This window comes from Ottowia sp. (genome assembly GCF_046348305.1).
GTDB lineage: Bacteria > Pseudomonadota > Gammaproteobacteria > Burkholderiales > Burkholderiaceae_C > Ottowia.
In genome coordinates this window covers 1-18,476 of record NZ_JAXMEM010000017.1, presented here as the reverse complement: position 1 = coordinate 18,476, position 18,476 = coordinate 1, and the positions used below count along the sequence as shown (strand labels likewise).

Genomic DNA, 18,476 nt, shown 5'->3' with positions numbered 1-18,476 from the left:
CCAAGGGGGGAGGGAGAAAAAACATGAGCCTGTCGGATCGCCCGCGCGAGGACGTGACCGACGTGACCGACGTGGCCGCGCGCGCGCGCACGGGGCAGGCGCCGCCCGCCGCGCCGCCGCCGGCCGCCCCGGTGCGCCCCGGCATCCGCTTCCTGCGCGCCCACCCGGCGCACTGCATCGGCCTGGGCTTCGGCTCGGGCCTGTCGCCGGTGGCGCCGGGCACGGTGGGCACGCTGTGGGCCTGGCTGGCCTGGGTGGTGCTGGGGCTGTGGCTGTCGCCCGCGCAGCTGGGCTGGCTGCTGGCCGCGTCGCTGCCGGTGGCGTGGTGGGCCTGCACCGTCAGCGCCGACCACCTGAACGTGGCCGACCCCAGCGCCGTGGTGGCCGACGAGATCGTCGCCTTCTGGATCGTGCTGTGGCTGGTGCTGCCGGCGGGCTTCTGGATGCAGCTGGCGGCGTTTGCGCTGTTCCGGTTTTTCGACGCCGTCAAGCCCGGCCCGGTGGGCTGGGCCGACCGCTTGTTTCACGACGCGCGCGGCTGGCGCGGGGGCCTGGGCATCGTGCTGGACGACCTGGTGGCCGCCGCCTGCGCGCTGCTGGTGATCGCGCTGGCGCGTGCGCTATGACCGATTCACTACAAAAAAATGAGCTGCTTGCGCAGGCTGCACACGCGCAAGCGGCCCAAATCGTTCAAAGCCTGGCCGCAGCGCTGACGCAGCGCGGCTGGATGATGACCAGCGCCGAAAGCTGCACCGGCGGCCTGATCGCCGCCGCCTGCACCGACCTGGCGGGCTCGTCGGACTGGTTCGAGCGCGGCTTCGTCACCTACAGCAACGCGGCCAAGACCGAGCTGCTGAGCGTGCCCGCCCACGTCATCGCCCGGCACGGCGCGGTGAGCGAGCCGGTGGCGCGCGCCATGGCCCGCGGCGCCGTGGCCCATGCGCGCGCGCACGTCGGCGTGGCCGTCACCGGCGTGGCGGGGCCGGGCGGCGGCAGTCTTGACAAGCCGGTGGGCACGGTGTGGTTCGGCTGGCACGTGCCGGGCGTGACCGAGACCGAGTGCCGCCGCTTCGACGGCGACCGCGCCGCCGTGCGCGCGCAGACCGTGGCGCACGCGCTGGCACGGCTGCTTGAATTGCTGCCGCCGGCCTGAGAGCCGGTGAGGCGCCGCACGCGTCGTGCCGCGCCGCGCCCAGCGGGCACGCCCGGCGCTGGCAAGCGTTCGGTAAGATGATCCGGACGGCGCGGCCACCCGCCGCCCACTCGCCCGGAGCCTCGCCCATGTCCAAGCCCATGCCTTTTGCGCAAAGCATTCGATTCACCACCTGGGCCCTGTGCGCGCTGGGCGTGGTGCTCAGCGGGGTGGCGCTGGCCATCTGGGGGCGCGGCGCGTGGGTGCCGCTGGTGGTCTTCGGCGCGCTCACGCTGCTGGGCTGGCGCGACTACACGCAGACGCGCCATGCGGTGCTGCGCAACTACCCCGTGCTGGGGCACATGCGCTTTTTGCTGGAGTTCATCCGCCCCGAGATCCGCCAGTATTTCGTCGAGGGCGACCACGACGCGGGCGAGCCCTTTACCCGCGCGCAGCGCACCGTGGTGTACCAGCGTGCCAAGGGCGCGCCCGACGTGCGGCCCTTCGGCACCAAGCTGGACGTGGGTGCCAAGGGCTACGAGTGGATCAACCACTCGCTGCAAACCACCAAGATCGGCTCGCACGACTTTCGCATCTGGATCGGCGGCGAGCCCGGCACGCCGCGCGCAGGCGCCTCGCCCTGCACGCAGCCCTACAACGCCAGCGTGTTCAACATCTCGGCCATGAGCTTCGGCGCGCTGTCGGCCAACGCCATCCTGGCGCTCAACCAGGGCGCCAAGATCGGCGGCTTTGCGCACGACACGGGCGAAGGCGGCATCAGCCGCTACCACCGCGAGCACGGCGGCGACATCATCTGGGAGATCGGCTCGGGCTACTTCGGCTGCCGCAACGCCGACGGCAGCTTCAACGCCGAGCGCTTTGCCCAGCAGGCGCGCGAGCCGCAGGTCAAGATGGTCGAGATCAAGATCAGCCAGGGCGCCAAGCCCGGCCACGGCGGCGTGCTGCCCGGCGCCAAGGTCACGCCCGAGATCGCCGCCGCGCGCGGCGTGCCGGTGGGCGTGGACTGCATCTCGCCCTCGGCGCACAGCGCGTTCTCCAACCCGGTCGAGCTGATGCGGTTTGTCGCGCGGCTGCGCGAGCTGTCGGGCGGCAAGCCGGTGGGCTTCAAGCTGTGCATCGGCCACATCTGGGAATGGTTCGGCATCGTCAAGGCCATGCTCGAGACCGACATCACCCCCGACTACATCGTGGTGGACGGCGCCGAGGGCGGCACCGGCGCCGCCCCCATCGAGTTTGCCGACCACATGGGCGCGCCCGTGCAGGAGGGCCTGCACCTGGTGCACAACACGCTGATCGGCGCCGGCCTGCGCGAGCGCGTGAAGATCGGCGCCGCCGGCAAGGTCATCACCTCGTTCGACCTGGCGCGCATGTTTGCGCTGGGCGCCGACTGGTGCAATTCGGGGCGCGGCTTCATGATGGCGCTGGGCTGCATCCAGGCGCAGGTGTGCCACAGCGGCTTTTGCCCCACCGGCATCACCACGCAAGACCAAAAGCGCGAGCGCGCCCTGGTGGTGGCCGACAAGGCCCCGCGCGTGGCGCAGTACCACGCCAACACCCTGCATGCGCTCAAAGAGCTGCTGCAGGCCGCCGGCCTGATGCACCCCGATCAGCTCAGCACCCACCACATCGTGCGGCGCATCGACAGCGAGCGCATCCGCCTGCTGTCGGCCATCATGCCCACCATCAAGCCCGGCGCCATCCTGAGCGACCTGGCGCACCAGAACAACGTGTACCGCCTGTACTGGCCGCTGGCCGACGCGCACAGCTTCAACCCGCGCCTGCCCGACAGCGCCGAGGCGGACGCCGCGCCCGACATCCGCCCCACCGTCGCCGGCCGCCCCGCATCGGCCGCGCAAATTGCCGAAGCCCTGACCCGCCGCCGCGCACCCCACCCCGGCGCCATCACCCACCTGGTGCCCGAGCAATCCAACGCCGCCCGCGCCGTGCCCAGCGCCACCACCCCCACCCACGTGCCCAAGGAGTGGACGGCATCGGGCGCCAACGGGGCCGGTGGCGCGCCGGCGCCGGCCGCGCACGAAGATCAGGTGGTGTAGGGACGACGCGGTGCATTGGCGCCGCGGCGGGCGGGAATAAGCCGAGCGTTACAGCCGGGGGGCGGATCGAGTCGGGGCTGCGCCGGTTGGACTATTCACGGCCAAAGGTGTTGGTGGAATGGGGTCGGTGAATCAAAATTTAATGTTGATCTGACCCTATTTTTTCCCTGACCTGCTCGCCAATCTCACCGGCCAGATTGTCGAGAAAACCAGCAAGGACCTTTCCGGCGCCGTAACCCACCTGGTGCCGAGCAATCCAACGCCGCCCGCGCCGTGCCCAGCGCCATCACCCCACCCCCGCGAACCCAAAGGCCTTTAATGTTGATCTGACCCCATTTTCCCCCAACCCTAAGAACCACCTAGCGGGCAAGGTAAGCCGCCCGCCGTAGGCGGGTCGGCGACGGAAGAGTTAGGCTTGGACTTCCAAGAGCATGACAGGCTTATGCCTTTGCAAGACGATTCAGCTCGTATGTCGCTTCGCGCTCAAGATCAGCCAACGAGTGGCAATAGGTCGTGGAGCCACCGCCGGGGCTAACTATATGCCATCGCGACTCGATGAGCTCGACTTTGTAACCTTTACTTCGAAGTTCGGATATGAAGGCCGGAGGTTCATTTGCCAGTTCTGCAGCTCGTACCTTCAAGTATGCTGCCTTTGCGGCAGTCTCGTTGCCGCCAGCTTCCGCGAACAATCTGGCCCAGAGACCAGGGCGTCGTGACTCGCCGTCAAATTCGGCCAGTGCTTTTGTCCAATGGAGCTCATTGGCTTCTGCTGTTGGCTGCTCGCGAAGATCCTGCGCGCGTTGCGGACCTTTTCCTCCGTCTGGACTGCGATAGGTGGCGGCGAATGAGCCACACTTCGGACAAACTTCGTCTTTCCCTTGGTCGTTCGTAATTGATTGCTCGCATTTCGGACACTTGTACGGAAGAAATGCCAAGACCACTAGCGCGATGAGCCAGGAAAACGCTCCCGCAACCCCCCAGCCCCATGGATTTCTGTTCTTTCGCTTCGCGAAGAACCCAACAACTATTCCCCAAATGAGGGCTGCCAAGAGCTTGGCTATGAGTGCTACTTCCATTAGTTTCCTTATATATTAAATCTCTGTGAAAAACAGCAGAGACTGCGGGACTGGCGAATTTTCGATACACGAAAACGGGCCAACGCCCTGAATTCAGCCGACGCCGAAGGCGGTCGGCTGCGATGAATAGTTAGACCGATACTTTGACAATATCTGTAGATAACAATAAAAGTGCCAATATCTGAACAACCAGAATGCTCCAGTAAAAAATGTTCAATTTTTTTGCAGCATTCATTTTTAGCGAGCTATGGCTTTGCTCTCTAATGGAGTTGGCAAGTTCTATTTCTGGGGTGGTTGCTTTGAGGGATTCTTCAATTTTCTGTGCGTGATGTACTGCGCCTTTAAGTAATTCATGATACCAATATCTATCCATAAGATAAAAGGCAAGCCACACAACAATTGAAATGGCTATAAATATGGAGGCGGTTGGAATTTTGTATGAAAAAATATTAATATGTCCGGCAAACCTGTACGCAATTGCTGCTGCGCCTAGCAATACACCAAGTATTGATATTGCAAAATTTCTTATTCTTAGACATAAGTCGTTAAAGTGCATCTGCACATCGACAACTTTTTCCCATAGGAACCACTGAACAATGGCCGCCGAAAGCTCGGCCATCAGAATTTGCATCCTTCGTTTCATGATGCGGCTTGCGGTTTGCGACTCGGGCTGTTTTCAAGCCTTGTTTTTGCCTTTTCGGCCTCTTTGAAGCCCCGTTTGCGCTTTCAAGGCGCACCTGTGCCTTGCAACTGCAATAGCGGCATCTTGAGCAACACCAGGTTGGCCAACGCGAACATCACGTTCAGTTGGCTCGCGTTCTTGGCCAAGCCACGATAGCGCAGCTTCTTGTGGCCAAAGAGGTTCTTGACCACGTGAAACGGATGCTCGATGCGCGCGCGAATCTGCGCCTTCACCCGCTCCAGCGCCTGCTTCAACTGCTTGGTCAAGCCCTCGGGCATGGCCTTGATCTTGTGACGGCGCTCCGCGACGTGCCAGTTGACGTCCGCTTTGATGCGTCCCTCATCTTGCGCCGCTTTGACCTCCTCGCGCTTTTCAACGCCCGTGAAGCCTGCATCGGCGTGTACATCGCTTTCCTGACCGTGCAGCAGGTGGTGAGCGTTGGCCACGTCCGACTCGTTGGCTGCGGTGACATGGATGCTGTGCACTGCACCCGAGTCAGAGTCGGCCCCGATATGCGCCTTCAACCCGAAGTGCCACTGATTGCCCTTCTTGGTCTGGTGCATCTCGGGATCGCGCTGGCCATCCTTGTTCTTGGTGGAACTCGGTGCGGCGATGATGGTGGCGTCAATCATCGTTCCCTCACGCATGAGCAGGCCTTGCTCGCTCAGGTGCTGGTTGATCTGCTCGAAGATCGCCTTGCCCAGCTCGCGCTGCTCGAGCAGGCGGCGGAACTTGAGCAGCGTGGTGGCATCGGGTGCGCTCTCGCGCGCCAAGTCGATACCCACAAACTCGCGCATGGCGCAGCTGTCGTACAGCGCATCTTCCAGCGCCTCATCGCTGAGCGCGTACCACTGCTGCACGAAGTACATGCGCAGCATGCGCTCAAGGCCGATGGGCGGGCGGCCAACGCGGCCACTGCTGGGGTAGTGCGGCTCAATGAGGGCCAGCAGGCGCTGCCAGGGCACCACCTTCTGCATCTGGCCCAAGAACTTCTCGCGGCGCGTCACGCGCTTCTTGCCTGCATACTCCAAGCTGGCAAAGCTGACTTGTTTCATGCTCCGAGTTTAGTAGCAAACGCAGCAATCGACCATCGGGGTTGGCCCGAATAAATCAGCGTTTCCCATATGGAAATTTTAATCTTAAGTAATTCAGAACTGTTAGTTTCTGGCATCTGTGGTTCTACTGGCTAACGTTGAAGCTCAGCCGCCGCCGAAGGCGGTCGGCTGGAGCGACTGGTTATGTCGCATATTTGTCCCGCAGCACGCGAAACTTAGCCAGCGCCGATTCGCCATGAGTTATTGAAGATTCCAACAGCTCCCGATACGCTGTTTCATCTAGGATGTGGTCTGGAATTGTGCTCAGGATTGCGTCTGACTTTAGTCGATCTCGAAGTGGCAGCGTTGGAATTGGATCTCTACGGAATACGCGGCTGTATGGACCAAGCGACTGCATCACAACTCCGAAGAGATCGTGTCTTTCCTTCAGGGAGAAGTAGGTTGCTTTATCTTCCTCTGTCATCCGATCGAACCACACCGGCAGGAAAGGCTCAGCGTATGTCATCAATCCGTCGAGCTTCTCGTCAACCTGCTTGGTGAAGTACTCCTCGAACCAGCTCTCTTCAAAAATGCCTTGAAATTCTTGCCAAGTCACAAGCTTTAGGTTTGTCAGTTCACCCGCTGCTATGGCCCCAGACTGAAAACCCTCCATGGAGACGATGTAGCCGATATTGGCTCCAATCTCCTGCACCACCGTGCGAAAGCCATGAATTACTGCCTGAGGAATGCGCGACTTCCAGTACTTGCATTCACATGCAATGGCGTACTTTCTCCCGCGCACGGTCTCTTCGGCATAAACATCAAGCTCGACGATTCCACGTGCTGATTGGACCTTCTTTTCGACTTCGACAGTGAAGCCACACTCGGAAAGTACGCGTCCTACTTCCGTCTGTAGTGCCTGCCAGTTATCAGGGGCGTTGCGGGTGATCATACGACATAACGTTTGAGTTGACCCGCTCGCCGAAGGCGATGCGGGTCGAACGAATTGGTTAGGCATGTCGTGGCCTAGCATAACGACGCTTGGGAGACAGCATTCCTGGAACCATTAGCCAGCCGCAGTCTTTCGGAAAAATAATCATAGAGTGCTCTATCTTCAACATTTATTACAAGTCTCATGGTTGCCCTAGTCATTAGGACATAAAGATGTTGCTTCTTCCAGTTTCTGTCCTTGATTCCATTATATGATTTTCGGTTGATTGGTCGTCTTACTACATCAAGATTGATTTCCTTTGGGATCTTCAAATAGACGCTCTCCACTTCTCGGGAAATCAATTCATATGCTGACAATGCGAAATTCGGCATTACTGCCTCAGAACAGAAGAATTTAAATTTTTGACGCAAGTCGTCGGTGAGCATCGGAATCCTCTTGTGTTCACAGTATGGCTCGCATTTGTCGTTACATTTCATCGTGCTAGCCTTTGTTTTCAGGATATACGGTTCATTGTGATAGAAGCCATGGTTATTCGGTATCGCATAGTGCTTCTTCGTAGAACCATCAGCCTCAAACAACTTAACAAGTTTGATGTCGTCTCTGTGCAGAAGCTGGACTTCAAAGCCTGAACAGCGTTCAGGGATGCTGTGCTCGTCGAGCAAGTATTTGATTAACTCGCCAACTTCTGCCGGCACTCCGATGGACTCAGGTAGCCGGAGTCTAGTAATACCTTCGTCGGCAATCCGTTCGATTGCGCCAATACCTTGATCGTAAATAGGATTGAGCATCTGAAAATCGTCGCCGCAGAGGAATGACTGCCGAGAGCTTTCGAAGATTGCGTGAGTTTCATCAAACTTGTCACGATTGTGGAATTCAGGAATTACACCAAGTCGCTGAACCTCGTCGCAGATTATTAGATCCTGATTACTGATGTTGCAGGTCGTAGGATTTCCCCTTTTAATCCAGCATCCCTTGGCTTGTTCAAGATTGTGGTGAAAAAACCTCTGAGTAGAGTCATGTAGGGCATCAGCGATATCTTTTAGTATTTCGGCTATGTACTGCCTTCCTCGTCCCGCTTCAATTTGGCTCTTGTATTCCAGCAGGCGCTCTTTATCGCCAATGGTGAATTCTAGTGCTCCGTTTAAATTTTTCACAGAGGCGGAGCCGTCAACATGTTTCTCCGTGACCTCAACGATTTGCATTACAAGCTCGGCGCCCTTCTTTTTAATTACTGGGACAAGATCGCCAACAGCGCTCTTATTTATAGGTTTGGCTCTCCATTCGTCGGCCTTTTCATGCTTAGGGGTTGGGAATCCATTAGTGTATGCCGACCACTTAGGCAATTTGTGAAGATGGTTGGCGGATAATTCTATTGTCCGCAAAGCAACATCCAACAGCCTCGTATCGGATTGGCAGGTCTTGAACTCGTTGAGCTTCCTTCTGCCGGATGCAACAAGCTTCTCCGTAACTTGCGGCATCGCGAATAGTTGCTCGATCTCGTCCCTAGGGAAACGCTGATTTATTCGGGCCAACCCCGATGGTCGATTGCTGCGTTTGCTACTAAACTCGGAGCATGAAACAAGTCAGCTTTGCCAGCTTGGAGTATGCAGGCAAGAAGCGCGTGACGCGCCGCGAGAAGTTCTTGGGCCAGATGCAGAAGGTGGTGCCCTGGCAGCGCCTGCTGGCCCTCATTGAGCCGCACTACCCCAGCAGTGGCCGCGTTGGCCGCCCGCCCATCGGCCTTGAGCGCATGCTGCGCATGTACTTCGTGCAGCAGTGGTACGCGCTCAGCGATGAGGCGCTGGAAGATGCGCTGTACGACAGCTGCGCCATGCGCGAGTTTGTGGGTATCGACTTGGCGCGCGAGAGCGCACCCGATGCCACCACGCTGCTCAAGTTCCGCCGCCTGCTCGAGCAGCGCGAGCTGGGCAAGGCGATCTTCGAGCAGATCAACCAGCACCTGAGCGAGCAAGGCCTGCTCATGCGTGAGGGAACGATGATTGACGCCACCATCATCGCCGCACCGAGTTCCACCAAGAACAAGGATGGCCAGCGCGATCCCGAGATGCACCAGACCAAGAAGGGCAATCAGTGGCACTTCGGGTTGAAGGCGCATATCGGGGCCGACTCTGACTCGGGTGCAGTGCACAGCATCCATGTCACCGCAGCCAACGAGTCGGACGTGGCCAACGCTCACCACCTGCTGCACGGTCAGGAAAGCGATGTACACGCCGATGCAGGCTTCACGGGCGTTGAAAAGCGCGAGGAGGTCAAAGCGGCGCAAGATGAGGGACGCATCAAAGCGGACGTCAACTGGCACGTCGCGGAGCGCCGTCACAAGATCAAGGCCATGCCCGAGGGCTTGACCAAGCAGTTGAAGCAGGCGCTGGAGCGGGTGAAGGCGCAGATTCGCGCGCGCATCGAGCATCCGTTTCACGTGGTCAAGAACCTCTTTGGCCACAAGAAGCTGCGCTATCGTGGCTTGGCCAAGAACGCGAGCCAACTGAACGTGATGTTCGCGTTGGCCAACCTGGTGTTGCTCAAGATGCCGCTATTGCAGTTGCAAGGCACAGGTGCGCCTTGAAAGCGCAAACGGGGCTTCAAAGAGGCCGAAAAGGCAAAAACAAGGCTTGAAAACAGCCCGAGTCGCAAACCGCAAGCCGCATCATGAAACGAAGGATGCAAATTCTGATGGCCGAGCTTTCGGCGGCCATTGTTCAGTGGTTCCCTAGAAAGTTCGGCCCAAATTTTAAAGGCATCTATTAGCGCGTCATAGAAGTACCAGTTCATCAACAGCATTTTTGACTTCGGGTACTTCGCCAATAACGACATCGCCAAAACTGTCTTGCCTGATCGCGCAGGGCCTTCAACAAGAACTCGCGCATTCACGTTTTCGTCAATTTCTTTTGTAATTTTATCAAGATAGTGTTTGGTTTGATCCACTAGAGGGAGCATATTATTGAAGGCCCTGAAGGCGTCAATGATGTCCGAGTTGGAATCTTGTATTCTTTGGAGTTCATGTGCGGGGTTTTGTACGATGAATAACTTCTCGGGACTTGCCTCTATCTCCGTAGCTTCATCGCTGTCCAAACCACCAACATGTTCGCTTCTATTTTGTGACGCATCAGTGCCAGAATCACCAAATAGGTTCTTTTTCCTACCAAGTCTGACTTCGTACTTGGTGTTCCAGTAGTAGATCTGATAATCATTAGCGCTTGGGCATACTGTCGTGGGCTGGATAGCTTCTCCAAAATCGAGCGACGAAGTATCGTTTGATTCGAGCTTGATGAATATCAGGTACACATAGGAGCGCACAAACAATGATGGGACCGTGGATTTGAGTTGTTTGAATATTTCCTCGTAGATGTCTTTCGGTCTTACAGACCTACTTATTGGAGCGAAGATGCAGTTTCTCCACTGGAACGTCGATAGCCTTCCGGATAGGTCCGTGAGTCTTTCAACCGTATCCTGAACGGATGTGAAATAGAGACCTTCTACCTGTGGCAATGGGACCGTGAAGTTTTGTCGACCCCCTATAACCATCGAGCAGATTTTCTCGAAGAAGAAACGTTCGTAAGACCTTCTTGCCTCTTCATCAATAAACTCAAAGCGAATTTCCACAATTTCACCTTCTTAATCGCACCTTCTTAGGGGTGTTTTGAAATGCAGCTTTACTCCGGCCGCATTATATTTTTGTAAGCCGTTGATTTTAGAAGAATTTTTCAATTGGCCAATGCGTCACATTTAAGCAAATGAACACATTGTTTAGAAAAAGCCCTGAGCGAAGATCGCGAGCAAATGAAGACCTCGTCCGCCATCCCGTCATAGCGCATTCTACCGTTCTGTCTGATTTGTGTTGCCTAACGCCAAAGCTCAGCCGACGGCAAACCGCGCAGCGGTTTGACGATCGGCTGGAGCGCCTTGTTAGATGCCACCTACTTGACGCCGTATTTGCTCTTTAGCTCTGCGAGGCGTTTGGCGTCATTTTCATCAAAGCCGCGTGTTGAAAATAGGGCTTTACCATCTGGGCCATCCAGTCGCTCTACCGTAACCGTAAACACTGCATCAGCGGGGGCTTCTACTTTCCCCCAATCTGAGAACATGTTTGGCGCGAGGCTCCATGAGGCTTCTTCATCCGGTTCTAGCCCGCCTTTGATGCTGTAGTTGAAGTCATCTTTAAGCCAAGGCACGCTGCGATTTGGACTTGCAATTACGCCATTGAAATATGCGCGAGAAACGGGGCTGTTTGTGCCGTTTTTTACAGTGATTTCAATAATTGGCTGCTTGCCCATGAAGCGTTGTTCTTGAACATGGAAACGTGAGCGCAGCACAACAAATTTTTTTAGCTCTTCTCTGCTTTTTTCAGCATCGACACGCTTTTTCTCAAGCTCTTGTATTTCAGCTAAGGCTTGTTTCCGCTCGCGCGCTTGGCGCTCAGCTTTCATTTGTGCGGCTTGGGCAATCACTTCTTCTGCGGTTTTTCCATCCAAAGCGCCCTTCATCTTTGCCTCAACAGAAGCACTTGATGCACCACCAGCCATGATGGCTGCCAGATCAATTTGGCTAAATGCCAATACTTGGATGGCCTCATCGAACTCTGCTCGCTTAGCTTCCGGCAGACTTTCCCTAACCTTCTGGGCGGATGCCTTCATTGATTCATCGCTGGAAGCATCAATTGTTGGCTTGCTGCACCCCACCATAGCAAGCGTGAGCAATGCGACGGCAACCCAGGAAATTCGTTTCATAGAGAAAACTCCTATTGTGTGAATTCGCCAGAACGGCAAATGGCATCTAACGAATCAAGTTGAGCAATGTGGCGCGAAGCGCCACGTTGACTCGAACGGGTAGTTCAACGTCGTTCGCGCGGACCTCCGCATCAGCTTTGGTTTTTGCACCCGACAATTCGGCGAGAACAGGTTGAATTCGATCAACGTTCATGCTGCGCTGAAAACTGCGTCCGCATTAAGCTCGCTTATGCCGCGCAGCTTGTAAGCGCAGCACAGGGTATCAGATTTTGGCCATTTCATAAACCGCCTGAATCTGTGTTAGGCATTCCAATAAAAATCTCTCGTCCGACGCAGCGCGAATGACGTGGAACTAGGATTAGATGACGAAAGACTGGAACGTCGAAGTCAGATAAATCGATCACACCAGCCTGACGCCCATCAAACATTGAATTTTCTGGGTTTAGGCAAACCTAAAATTTAGCGGACGGATCGAGTGTTCAGCCAAGCCTCGGCGATTTGTTCCACCGACATTTCACCAAGTCCAAAACATTCCAGACGAACCCCGGCGGCCAACATCCGTTCCAGCCCACCACCACCAGAAATCGCTGCCACGACCATACCGACTCATCCAGAGGTAAAGAGTGTAGATGGCGAGTGCTTCCAGTTGTATCACAGCCGGCGCACATGGCGGGGCTCTGGTTGGCCGCTATTGTGGTTTTTGCGCAGTTCGGTGGCTTCATGCCAACGTTTTGACCACCACCCCATCAACGCAACTTGCCCGTCCGCCACAGCCGGCGGGCATTGGCGCGAGCGCGGCGCCTCACCACACCCCGCGCGCCAGCACCGGCACCACGGCTTCGACGCGGCCCTCTTGCAGGCCGCCGCGCACGGCGATGAGCTGGTTGTGCAGGTTGACGGTGGGGTCGCAGTGGCCGGGGATCAGCCACACGGTGTCGCCCAGGGCCGGCAGGGCGGGCAGTTCGCCGCCGGATTCGAGCGGGGTGAGGATGGTGGCTTCGTCGCCGCCGTTTTGGGTGGCCAGCGGCGGCTGGCCGGGCAGCGGGTGGACGGTGGGGCCACCGCTGTCGATGGCGTGGCTTTTGTGGCCGGCGTCGCACACGGCGTGCCCGGCGGCGACGCTGATGACCTGCGACTTGACGAACAGCGCGTGCTCGAACGGGGGCTGGGCCGGGTCGCGCTGGTTGCGGGCGTAGTCGGCGTCCATGAAGAGGAAGCTGCCGGGCTGGATCTCGCCCCACAGGCCGCTGGCGGCCTCTTGGGCAAAGGTGCCGGTGCCGGCGCCGGTGATGAGGGGCGGGGCCAGGTCGGCCGCGTCCAGCAGCGCGCGGGTGGCGCGCAGCTGCTCGGCGCCGCGGTCGATGGCGGCGCGGCGCTCGGCCACGCTGCGCAGGTGCTGGGCGCCACCCTGGTAGGCGTGCAGGCCGGCGTAGCGCAGGCTGGGCGCGCGCGCCGCCAGGGTGCGCACGAGATCGACCACGGCGGCGCCGGGCGCCACGCCGCAGCGGCCCTGGCCGATGTCCACTTCGACGAACACGTCGATGGCGGCGTTGGTCAGGCGCATGGCCTGGGCCAGGCGCTCGATGCCGCCCTCGCTGTCCACGGCGATGGCCAGGCGCCCGCCGCGCCCTTTCAGCAGGTGGGCCAGGGCGGCCACGCGGTGCAGCTTGGCGGGGGCAACGACCTGGTTGCTGATGAGCAGGTCGTTGGCACCGCCGGCGGCCAGCACCTCGGCCTCGGCCACGGTCTGCGTGCACAGGCCGACGGCGCCGGCCTGCAGCTGCATGTGGGCAAACGCGGCGCTCTTGTGCATCTTGGCGTGCGGGCGCAAGCGCACGTTGTGGCGCTCGGCAAACTCGGCCATGCGCTGCAGGTTGCGGTTGGCGGCGTCCAGGTCCACCACCAGGGCGGGCGTGTCGATGGCGTCCACGCCTTGGCCGACGAGGGCTTGCAAGGTTGGCACCATTTCAGTTGTTCATGGCGCTGCGCGCCACCCGCAGAGCATGAAACACCCAAAGAGCCGAAGGGCCGCGGAGCAGGCCAGGCCAGCGATCGCCGTGGCCGGGGTCTCCCCGGCCACTGGCGATGCCCCCTGCAAGGGGGTGGGCGAAACATCGCGCAGCGAGTGGAGGCTGGGGGTGTTTCATTTCAAGTGAAGCGTTCATCGCGGGCTTCGTCCTCGAGGTGAAAACTGTCGGCCCAGCCGACCAGGGTCAGGCCGCCGTCGGGGGTCCACAGCAGGCGGTTGATGGCGGCGTTGTCCAGCCGCCAGGTGCGCGCATCCTGCAAGCCCAGGCCGGTGGCGGCGCGGTACAGCACGTCCAGCACGCCGCCGTGCGTGAACATGGCCACGTGCCTGCCGATGTTTTTGGCCGCCAGCGCGCATACGGCGTGCGTGATACGCTCTTTAAACTGTAGCAAAGATTCGCCCGCGCCGGGCGGCGCCCAGTCGGGGTCGCGCCGGCGCCAGCGCTCGGCCTCGTCGGGCAGTTCGGCTTCGATGGCGGCAAAGCTGCGGCCCTGAAAGGCGCCGAAGTCCCGCTCGCGCAGCGCGCGCGTGGCGATCAGGGGCGCGCCGGTGGCATCGGCCACGGCCTGGGCGGTTTGCAGCGCCCGCGCCAGGTCGCTGCTGTAGATGATGTCGATCGGCTCGCGCTCGTCGGCCAGCGCCGCCGCCAGCCGCCGCGCCTGCGCGCGGCCGACGTCGTTGAGCGCGATGTCGAGGTGGCCTTGCAGGCGCCCGTCGGCGTTCCAGGCGGTCTCGCCGTGGCGCACCAGCAAAAGGCGGGTCGATTCCATCCGGGCATCATGCCACCGTCCCGCAAGCGACCCGGCCGCGCGCGGGCGAGCGGTTAACCTTCCGATGCGGGGCCGCAGGCAGTCGCCGGCAAACCGCCTTTCGACTTTTGCCAACGGCCTCCTGCATGCCCCCATCCTCGCTTTCGATGACCGCTCCCGACGCCCCTTCCCCTCACGCACCGGCCGGCGGCCATTGGGCCGCGCTGCTGCTGCTGACGACCGGCTTTGCCATGAGCCAGGCGTTTCGCACCATCGCCGCGATCATGGCGCTGCCGCTGCAGGCGGACCTGCACCTGTCGCCGCAGCAACTGGGCACCTTCGCGGCGGCTTATCACTTTGCCTTTGGCGGCCTGCAGCTGGTGATGGGCATCGGCATCGACATGCACGGGCTCAAGCGCACGGTGCTGGCGGCCACGCCGCTGATGGTGCTGGGGGCGGTGATGTCGGCGCTGGCGGGCAGCTTCACGTGGCTGGTGATCGGGCAGGTGCTGATCGGCATCGGCTGCGCGCCGGCCTTTCTGGTGTGCACCATCTACATTGCGCGGCACTTTGCGCCGGCGCGCTACACCATGGTGTCCAGCATCATCCTGGCGGTGGGCGGCCTGGGCATGCTGGTCACGGGAACGCCGCTGGCCTGGCTGATCGAGGTCAGCTCCTGGCGCATGGGCTTTTGGGTGCTGGCGGCCTGCGCGGCGCTGTCCTGGGGCGCCATCGCGCTGTGGATGCACGAGCCGCCCCCGGCGGCGGGCGCGCCGCGCGAGTCGCTGCGCCAGGCCGTCGCCACCATCGGCGCGCTGCTGCGGGTGCCGCACACCGCCGGCATCATGGCGCTGGCGCTGGTGACCTACGCCTCCTTCGTGGCGCTGCGCGGGCTGTGGCTGGGGCCGGCCATGATGCAGCGCTACGGCTGGAGCCTGGTGCAAGCGGGCAACCTGGCGGTGGCGGTGTCGGTGGTGGCGCTGGCGAGCCTGCCGCTGTTCGGCCGGCTGGACCCCGGGCCGCGCCGGCGCCGCGCGTGGATGCTGGGCTGCACGCTGACCTCGGCGGCCTTGTTCGCGGCCATGGCCCTGCACATCGGGGCGTGGGCCGAGGTGGCGCTGATGGGGCTGGTCTGCGCCGTCTCGGGCTATGGCACGCTGCAATACCCGGACGTGAAGGATGCGTACGAGCCGGCCGTCATCGGCCGCGCGATGGCCCTGTTCACCATGGCCCTGTTCATGGGCGTGGCGCTGATGCAGTGGGCCACGGGCGCCCTCGCCTCCATCGCGCAGGCGCAGGGCATCGACCCGTTCGGGCCGGTGTTTGGCAGCATCGCCGTGCTGCTGGTGCTGGGCGCTTTCGGCTTTTGGTGGTTGCCGCAGCCACCCACGCACCCGCCGGCTCAGCGCTGAGCCGGCGCGGGCGCCATGGCGGGCGCGGGCGGCGCCTCCGGCACCGGCACCAAGGGCACATCCACACGGTGCGGGCCGATGGGCGGTGCGGGATAGCCTTGCAGCGCCGCGACAAACAGGGCGCTGAGCACGGCGGGCGTGTTGGACCAAGTGCCATCGTGGCGGGCGCGCGTGTCATACACGATCTGGCCGCTGTGCACGTCGCGCATCACCAGGCTCACTTCGCTGATGTAGACCGGCACCGAATCGTCCCACCACAGCGGACCACCAAAACCGAACCCCACCCCGCCGCCGCGCCAGCCGCCGCCAAAGCCCAGGGCAATGCTCGCATTGCTGGGCTCGGCCCAGCTGCGGGCCCAGGCGGTCGCCACGCTGGCGTTGGCCTGCACGCTCACGCGCGCATCCGCATCGTCGCGCACGGCGCCCACGCGGGCCAGTGCCGCCTGCGCCAGCGCTTCGACCTGCGCCGGCGCGGGTTGGCCGGCCATCGGCGGCTGCGGATCGAACCGATAGTGCACCGCCTGCAACAGCGCCGCGCCCGACCCTTGCGCGGCGTTGGCACGCACTTCGGCCGCCACGATGCGCGGCCCGCTGGCGCAGCCGGCCAGACCCAGGGCGGCGAACAAAACAGCGGCCAGACGTGCGATCCACATGAGCGACTCCCGATTCAGTTTGGAACCGACGGGGGCGCGATCGGTTCCTCGTCGAACGCCTTGTCACCCATCTCGTCGAACACGCCGCTGGCCTGCAGGTGCCTGAAGTCGTGCAGGCGCGCGTCCATCAGATGCGAAGGCACCACGTTTTGCAGCGCGGTGAACATGCTCTCGATGCGGCCGGGGTGCTGGCGCTGCCACTGCCGCAGCATCTCGCCCACCTGCTGGCGCTGCAGGTTCTCCTGGCTGCCGCACAGGTTGCAGGGGATGATGGGAAAGCACTTGTGCGCGGCCCAGGCCACCAGGTCGCGCTCATCCACGTAAGCCAGCGGGCGGATGACGATGAACTCGCCGTTGTCGCTGGCCAGCTTGGGCGGCATGCCCTTGAGTTTGCCGCCGAAGAACATGTTGAGAAAAAACGTTTGCAGCATGTCGTCGCGGTGGTGGCCCAGCGCGATCTTGTTGCAGCGCAGTTCACGCGCCACGCGGTACAGGATGCCCCGGCGCAGGCGCGAGCACAGGCTGCACGTCGTCTTGCCCTCGGGGATCTTGGCGCGGACGATGCTGTAGGTGTCCTGCGTCTCGATGTGGTGCTCGATGCCCAGCGTCTGCAAATAATGGGGCAGCACCTCGGCCGGAAAGCCGGGCTGCTTCTGGTCCAGGTTGACGGCCACCAACTCGAAGCGGATCGGTGCGCGCGCTTGCAGCTTCATCAACACGTCGAGCAGGCCATAGCTGTCCTTGCCGCCAGACAGGCACACCATCACGCGGTCGCCGGCCTCGATCATGTTGAAGTCAACGATGGCCTGGCCGACCTGGCGACACAGGCGCTTTTCGAGCTTGAGGGCTTCGCGCTCGTCGCGCGTGCGGGCCGCGGGGCCGGCGGTCGCGCCGCCCTCGGCGGCGTCGTGCGAAGCGGCACGCTCTGGCAATTCGATGTCCGGGAAAGTCATGGCGCGGATTGTCCCGCAATCGCAGCCCGCCGGCTTTGCGGCATGATCGCGCGATGCCGCTGCCAACCCTCAGCCTTTCGCTGCAAATTGCCCGCTTCGACGAAGCCAGCACGCACCGCGCGGCGCTGCCGCGCCACCGTGTGGCACGCTGGCTGCGTCATGCGCTGGGTGACGACGTGCAGACGGCCGAAATCGCCGTGCGCGTGGTGGACGCCGACGAAGGCCGCGCGCTCAACCGCGACTACCGCCACAGGGACTACGCCACCAACGTGCTGACCTTCGACTACGCACCGGCGCCCGTGGTGATGGCCGACCTGGTGTTGTGCGCCCCGGTGGTGGCGCGCGAGGCGGCCGAGCTGGGCAAGCCGCTGGCCGAGCACTACGCGCACCTGCTGGTGCACGGCGCGCTGCACGCGCAGGGCTGGGACCACGAGACCAGCGAGCAGGACGCCGAGGCGATGGAAGCGCGCGAGAGCGCGATCCTGGCCGCGCTGGGGTTTGCCGATCCTTACGCCAGGCCGCCTGGCAGCCGGCGCAAGCGCTGAAAGCCTGGCGCGCCGGCATCTTGCCGGCAGGCATGTTCATGCGCCGCTGGCCCCCACCCCTGCCCTCCCGCAGAGAGGGTGGCAGAAAACCGGATGGAGCGCTCGTCCAGCATGCGCAAGGCGCTATCAAAATTGATTTTCTGCGCCCTTGGCGATTCCTTCGCGGCCTCAGCGTTCGGCTGTTCAGTCTTTGAGCGCACCCGGCACAACGCGCAGCGGGATCGTCACCGGCCCGTCATTAACCAGCGCCACCTGCATGTCCGCGCCGAATTCGCCCGTGGCTACCTGCGGATGCGCTGCCCGCGCCGCCGCGACGAAGTGGTCGTACAAGCGGCGCCCCTCCTCCGGCGACGCGGCCTGGGTAAAGCTGGGCCGGTTGCCGCCCGCGGTGTCGGCCGCCAGCGTGAACTGGCTGACGACGAGCAAGCCGCCGGCCACG

18 protein-coding genes are annotated in these 18,476 nt (G+C 61.5%); 6 read left to right on the top strand and 12 right to left on the bottom strand.

Annotation, left to right across the window (positions count from 1 at the left end):
- The first annotated feature begins 23 nt into the window (after window positions 1-23).
- The 3 genes from U1F38_RS16545 to U1F38_RS16535 all read left to right on the top strand — a co-directional run bounded on the left by U1F38_RS16545 (window position 24) and on the right by U1F38_RS16535 (window position 3,207).
- Complete coding sequence (locus U1F38_RS16545; RefSeq protein ID WP_409988174.1) at window positions 24-626, top strand: phosphatidylglycerophosphatase A; 603 nt, start codon at window positions 24-26, stop codon at window positions 624-626.
- The gene (locus tag U1F38_RS16540; RefSeq protein WP_409988173.1) at window positions 623-1,153 is read left to right on the top strand and encodes a CinA family protein; all 531 of its coding nucleotides are present in this window, start codon (window positions 623-625) and stop codon (window positions 1,151-1,153) included. Before U1F38_RS16545 ends, U1F38_RS16540 begins: the two co-directional genes overlap by 4 nt.
- Window positions 1,154-1,281: 128 nt before the next feature.
- Window positions 1,282-3,207: an FMN-binding glutamate synthase family protein gene (locus tag U1F38_RS16535; protein ID WP_409988172.1), complete on the top strand. Its 1,926-nt coding sequence runs from the start codon at window positions 1,282-1,284 to the stop codon at window positions 3,205-3,207.
- Between the two features lie 440 nt (window positions 3,208-3,647).
- Here the strand turns inward: U1F38_RS16535 and U1F38_RS16530 are convergent, their stop codons facing one another.
- The 5 genes from U1F38_RS16530 to U1F38_RS16510 form a co-directional block, all read right to left on the bottom strand.
- Window positions 3,648-4,283 carry a hypothetical protein gene (locus U1F38_RS16530; RefSeq protein ID WP_409988171.1) on the bottom strand — a complete coding sequence of 212 codons (636 nt, stop codon included), beginning with the start codon at window positions 4,281-4,283 and terminating at the stop codon, window positions 3,648-3,650.
- Window positions 4,284-4,413: 130 nt separating this feature from the next.
- Window positions 4,414-4,926, bottom strand: coding sequence for a hypothetical protein (locus U1F38_RS16525; RefSeq protein ID WP_409988170.1), 513 nt, complete (start codon window positions 4,924-4,926; stop codon window positions 4,414-4,416).
- Window positions 4,927-5,009: 83 nt separating this feature from the next.
- Window positions 5,010-6,020, bottom strand: coding sequence for an IS5 family transposase (locus U1F38_RS16520; RefSeq protein WP_409985509.1), 1,011 nt, complete (start codon window positions 6,018-6,020; stop codon window positions 5,010-5,012).
- Window positions 6,021-6,201: 181 nt separating this feature from the next.
- Window positions 6,202-6,951: a restriction endonuclease gene (locus tag U1F38_RS16515; protein ID WP_409988169.1), complete on the bottom strand. Its 750-nt coding sequence runs from the start codon at window positions 6,949-6,951 to the stop codon at window positions 6,202-6,204.
- Between the two features lie 74 nt (window positions 6,952-7,025).
- A complete protein-coding gene (locus U1F38_RS16510) occupies window positions 7,026-8,429 on the bottom strand; it encodes a hypothetical protein (protein ID WP_409988168.1) in 1,404 nt (467 codons plus the stop codon).
- 95 nt (window positions 8,430-8,524) lie between these two features.
- On the opposite strand from U1F38_RS16510, the gene U1F38_RS16505 reads away from it, so the two are divergent.
- Entirely contained in the window at window positions 8,525-9,535 is a 1,011-nt protein-coding gene (locus U1F38_RS16505) for an IS5 family transposase (RefSeq protein ID WP_409985509.1), read from the top strand.
- On the opposite strand, the gene U1F38_RS16500 is transcribed toward U1F38_RS16505, so the two are convergent.
- The 4 genes from U1F38_RS16500 to U1F38_RS16485 form a co-directional block, all read right to left on the bottom strand.
- A complete protein-coding gene (locus tag U1F38_RS16500) occupies window positions 9,424-10,572 on the bottom strand; it encodes a hypothetical protein (RefSeq protein ID WP_409988167.1) in 1,149 nt (382 codons plus the stop codon). The two genes, U1F38_RS16505 and U1F38_RS16500, sit on opposite strands and share 112 nt — an antisense overlap.
- A 314-nt stretch (window positions 10,573-10,886) precedes the next feature.
- Window positions 10,887-11,696 carry a DUF6694 family lipoprotein gene (locus U1F38_RS16495; RefSeq protein ID WP_409988166.1) on the bottom strand — a complete coding sequence of 270 codons (810 nt, stop codon included), beginning with the start codon at window positions 11,694-11,696 and terminating at the stop codon, window positions 10,887-10,889.
- 802 nt (window positions 11,697-12,498) lie between these two features.
- On the bottom strand, window positions 12,499-13,662 hold the full coding sequence (locus U1F38_RS16490) for a DSD1 family PLP-dependent enzyme (RefSeq protein WP_409988165.1): 1,164 nt from the start codon (window positions 13,660-13,662) through the stop codon (window positions 12,499-12,501).
- A 182-nt stretch (window positions 13,663-13,844) separates the two neighbouring features.
- On the bottom strand, window positions 13,845-14,495 hold the full coding sequence (locus U1F38_RS16485; protein WP_409988164.1) for a histidine phosphatase family protein: 651 nt from the start codon (window positions 14,493-14,495) through the stop codon (window positions 13,845-13,847).
- A gap of 146 nt (window positions 14,496-14,641) precedes the next feature.
- Here U1F38_RS16485 and U1F38_RS16480 point away from each other — a divergent pair, with 146 nt between their 5' ends.
- Window positions 14,642-15,886 carry an MFS transporter gene (locus U1F38_RS16480; RefSeq protein ID WP_409988163.1) on the top strand — a complete coding sequence of 415 codons (1,245 nt, stop codon included), beginning with the start codon at window positions 14,642-14,644 and terminating at the stop codon, window positions 15,884-15,886.
- On the opposite strand, the gene U1F38_RS16475 is transcribed toward U1F38_RS16480, so the two are convergent.
- On the bottom strand, window positions 15,877-16,539 hold the full coding sequence (locus tag U1F38_RS16475; protein WP_409988162.1) for a hypothetical protein: 663 nt from the start codon (window positions 16,537-16,539) through the stop codon (window positions 15,877-15,879). The genes U1F38_RS16480 and U1F38_RS16475 overlap by 10 nt on opposite strands.
- A gap of 14 nt (window positions 16,540-16,553) precedes the next feature.
- A complete protein-coding gene (gene ttcA / locus U1F38_RS16470; protein ID WP_409988161.1) occupies window positions 16,554-17,492 on the bottom strand; it encodes a tRNA 2-thiocytidine(32) synthetase TtcA in 939 nt (312 codons plus the stop codon).
- 53 nt (window positions 17,493-17,545) lie between these two features.
- On the opposite strand from ttcA, the gene ybeY reads away from it, so the two are divergent.
- A complete protein-coding gene (gene ybeY, locus U1F38_RS16465) occupies window positions 17,546-18,037 on the top strand; it encodes an rRNA maturation RNase YbeY (protein ID WP_409988160.1) in 492 nt (163 codons plus the stop codon).
- Window positions 18,038-18,220: 183 nt separating this feature from the next.
- Here ybeY and U1F38_RS16460 read toward each other — a convergent pair.
- A partial coding sequence (locus U1F38_RS16460) for a D-aminoacyl-tRNA deacylase (protein WP_409988159.1) occupies window positions 18,221-18,476 on the bottom strand: 256 nt, incomplete at its 5' end.

Excerpts from the sequence above, each read along its gene's own strand:
- U1F38_RS16545 (WP_409988174.1), top strand. The coding sequence starts at position 24 with ATGAGCCTGTCGGATCGCCCGCGCGAGGACGTGACCGACGTGACCGAC.
- U1F38_RS16540 (WP_409988173.1), top strand. The coding sequence starts at position 623 with ATGACCGATTCACTACAAAAAAATGAGCTGCTTGCGCAGGCTGCACAC.
- U1F38_RS16535 (WP_409988172.1), top strand. The coding sequence starts at position 1,282 with ATGTCCAAGCCCATGCCTTTTGCGCAAAGCATTCGATTCACCACCTGG.
- U1F38_RS16530 (WP_409988171.1), bottom strand. The coding sequence starts at position 4,283 with ATGGAAGTAGCACTCATAGCCAAGCTCTTGGCAGCCCTCATTTGGGGA.
- U1F38_RS16525 (WP_409988170.1), bottom strand. The coding sequence starts at position 4,926 with ATGAAACGAAGGATGCAAATTCTGATGGCCGAGCTTTCGGCGGCCATT.
- U1F38_RS16520 (WP_409985509.1), bottom strand. The coding sequence starts at position 6,020 with ATGAAACAAGTCAGCTTTGCCAGCTTGGAGTATGCAGGCAAGAAGCGC.
- U1F38_RS16515 (WP_409988169.1), bottom strand. The coding sequence starts at position 6,951 with ATGATCACCCGCAACGCCCCTGATAACTGGCAGGCACTACAGACGGAA.
- U1F38_RS16510 (WP_409988168.1), bottom strand. The coding sequence starts at position 8,429 with ATGCCGCAAGTTACGGAGAAGCTTGTTGCATCCGGCAGAAGGAAGCTC.
- U1F38_RS16505 (WP_409985509.1), top strand. The coding sequence starts at position 8,525 with ATGAAACAAGTCAGCTTTGCCAGCTTGGAGTATGCAGGCAAGAAGCGC.
- U1F38_RS16495 (WP_409988166.1), bottom strand. The coding sequence starts at position 11,696 with ATGAAACGAATTTCCTGGGTTGCCGTCGCATTGCTCACGCTTGCTATG.
- U1F38_RS16490 (WP_409988165.1), bottom strand. The coding sequence starts at position 13,662 with ATGGTGCCAACCTTGCAAGCCCTCGTCGGCCAAGGCGTGGACGCCATC.
- U1F38_RS16485 (WP_409988164.1), bottom strand. The coding sequence starts at position 14,495 with ATGGAATCGACCCGCCTTTTGCTGGTGCGCCACGGCGAGACCGCCTGG.
- U1F38_RS16480 (WP_409988163.1), top strand. The coding sequence starts at position 14,642 with ATGACCGCTCCCGACGCCCCTTCCCCTCACGCACCGGCCGGCGGCCAT.
- U1F38_RS16475 (WP_409988162.1), bottom strand. The coding sequence starts at position 16,539 with ATGTGGATCGCACGTCTGGCCGCTGTTTTGTTCGCCGCCCTGGGTCTG.
- ttcA (WP_409988161.1), bottom strand. The coding sequence starts at position 17,492 with ATGACTTTCCCGGACATCGAATTGCCAGAGCGTGCCGCTTCGCACGAC.
- ybeY (WP_409988160.1), top strand. The coding sequence starts at position 17,546 with ATGCCGCTGCCAACCCTCAGCCTTTCGCTGCAAATTGCCCGCTTCGAC.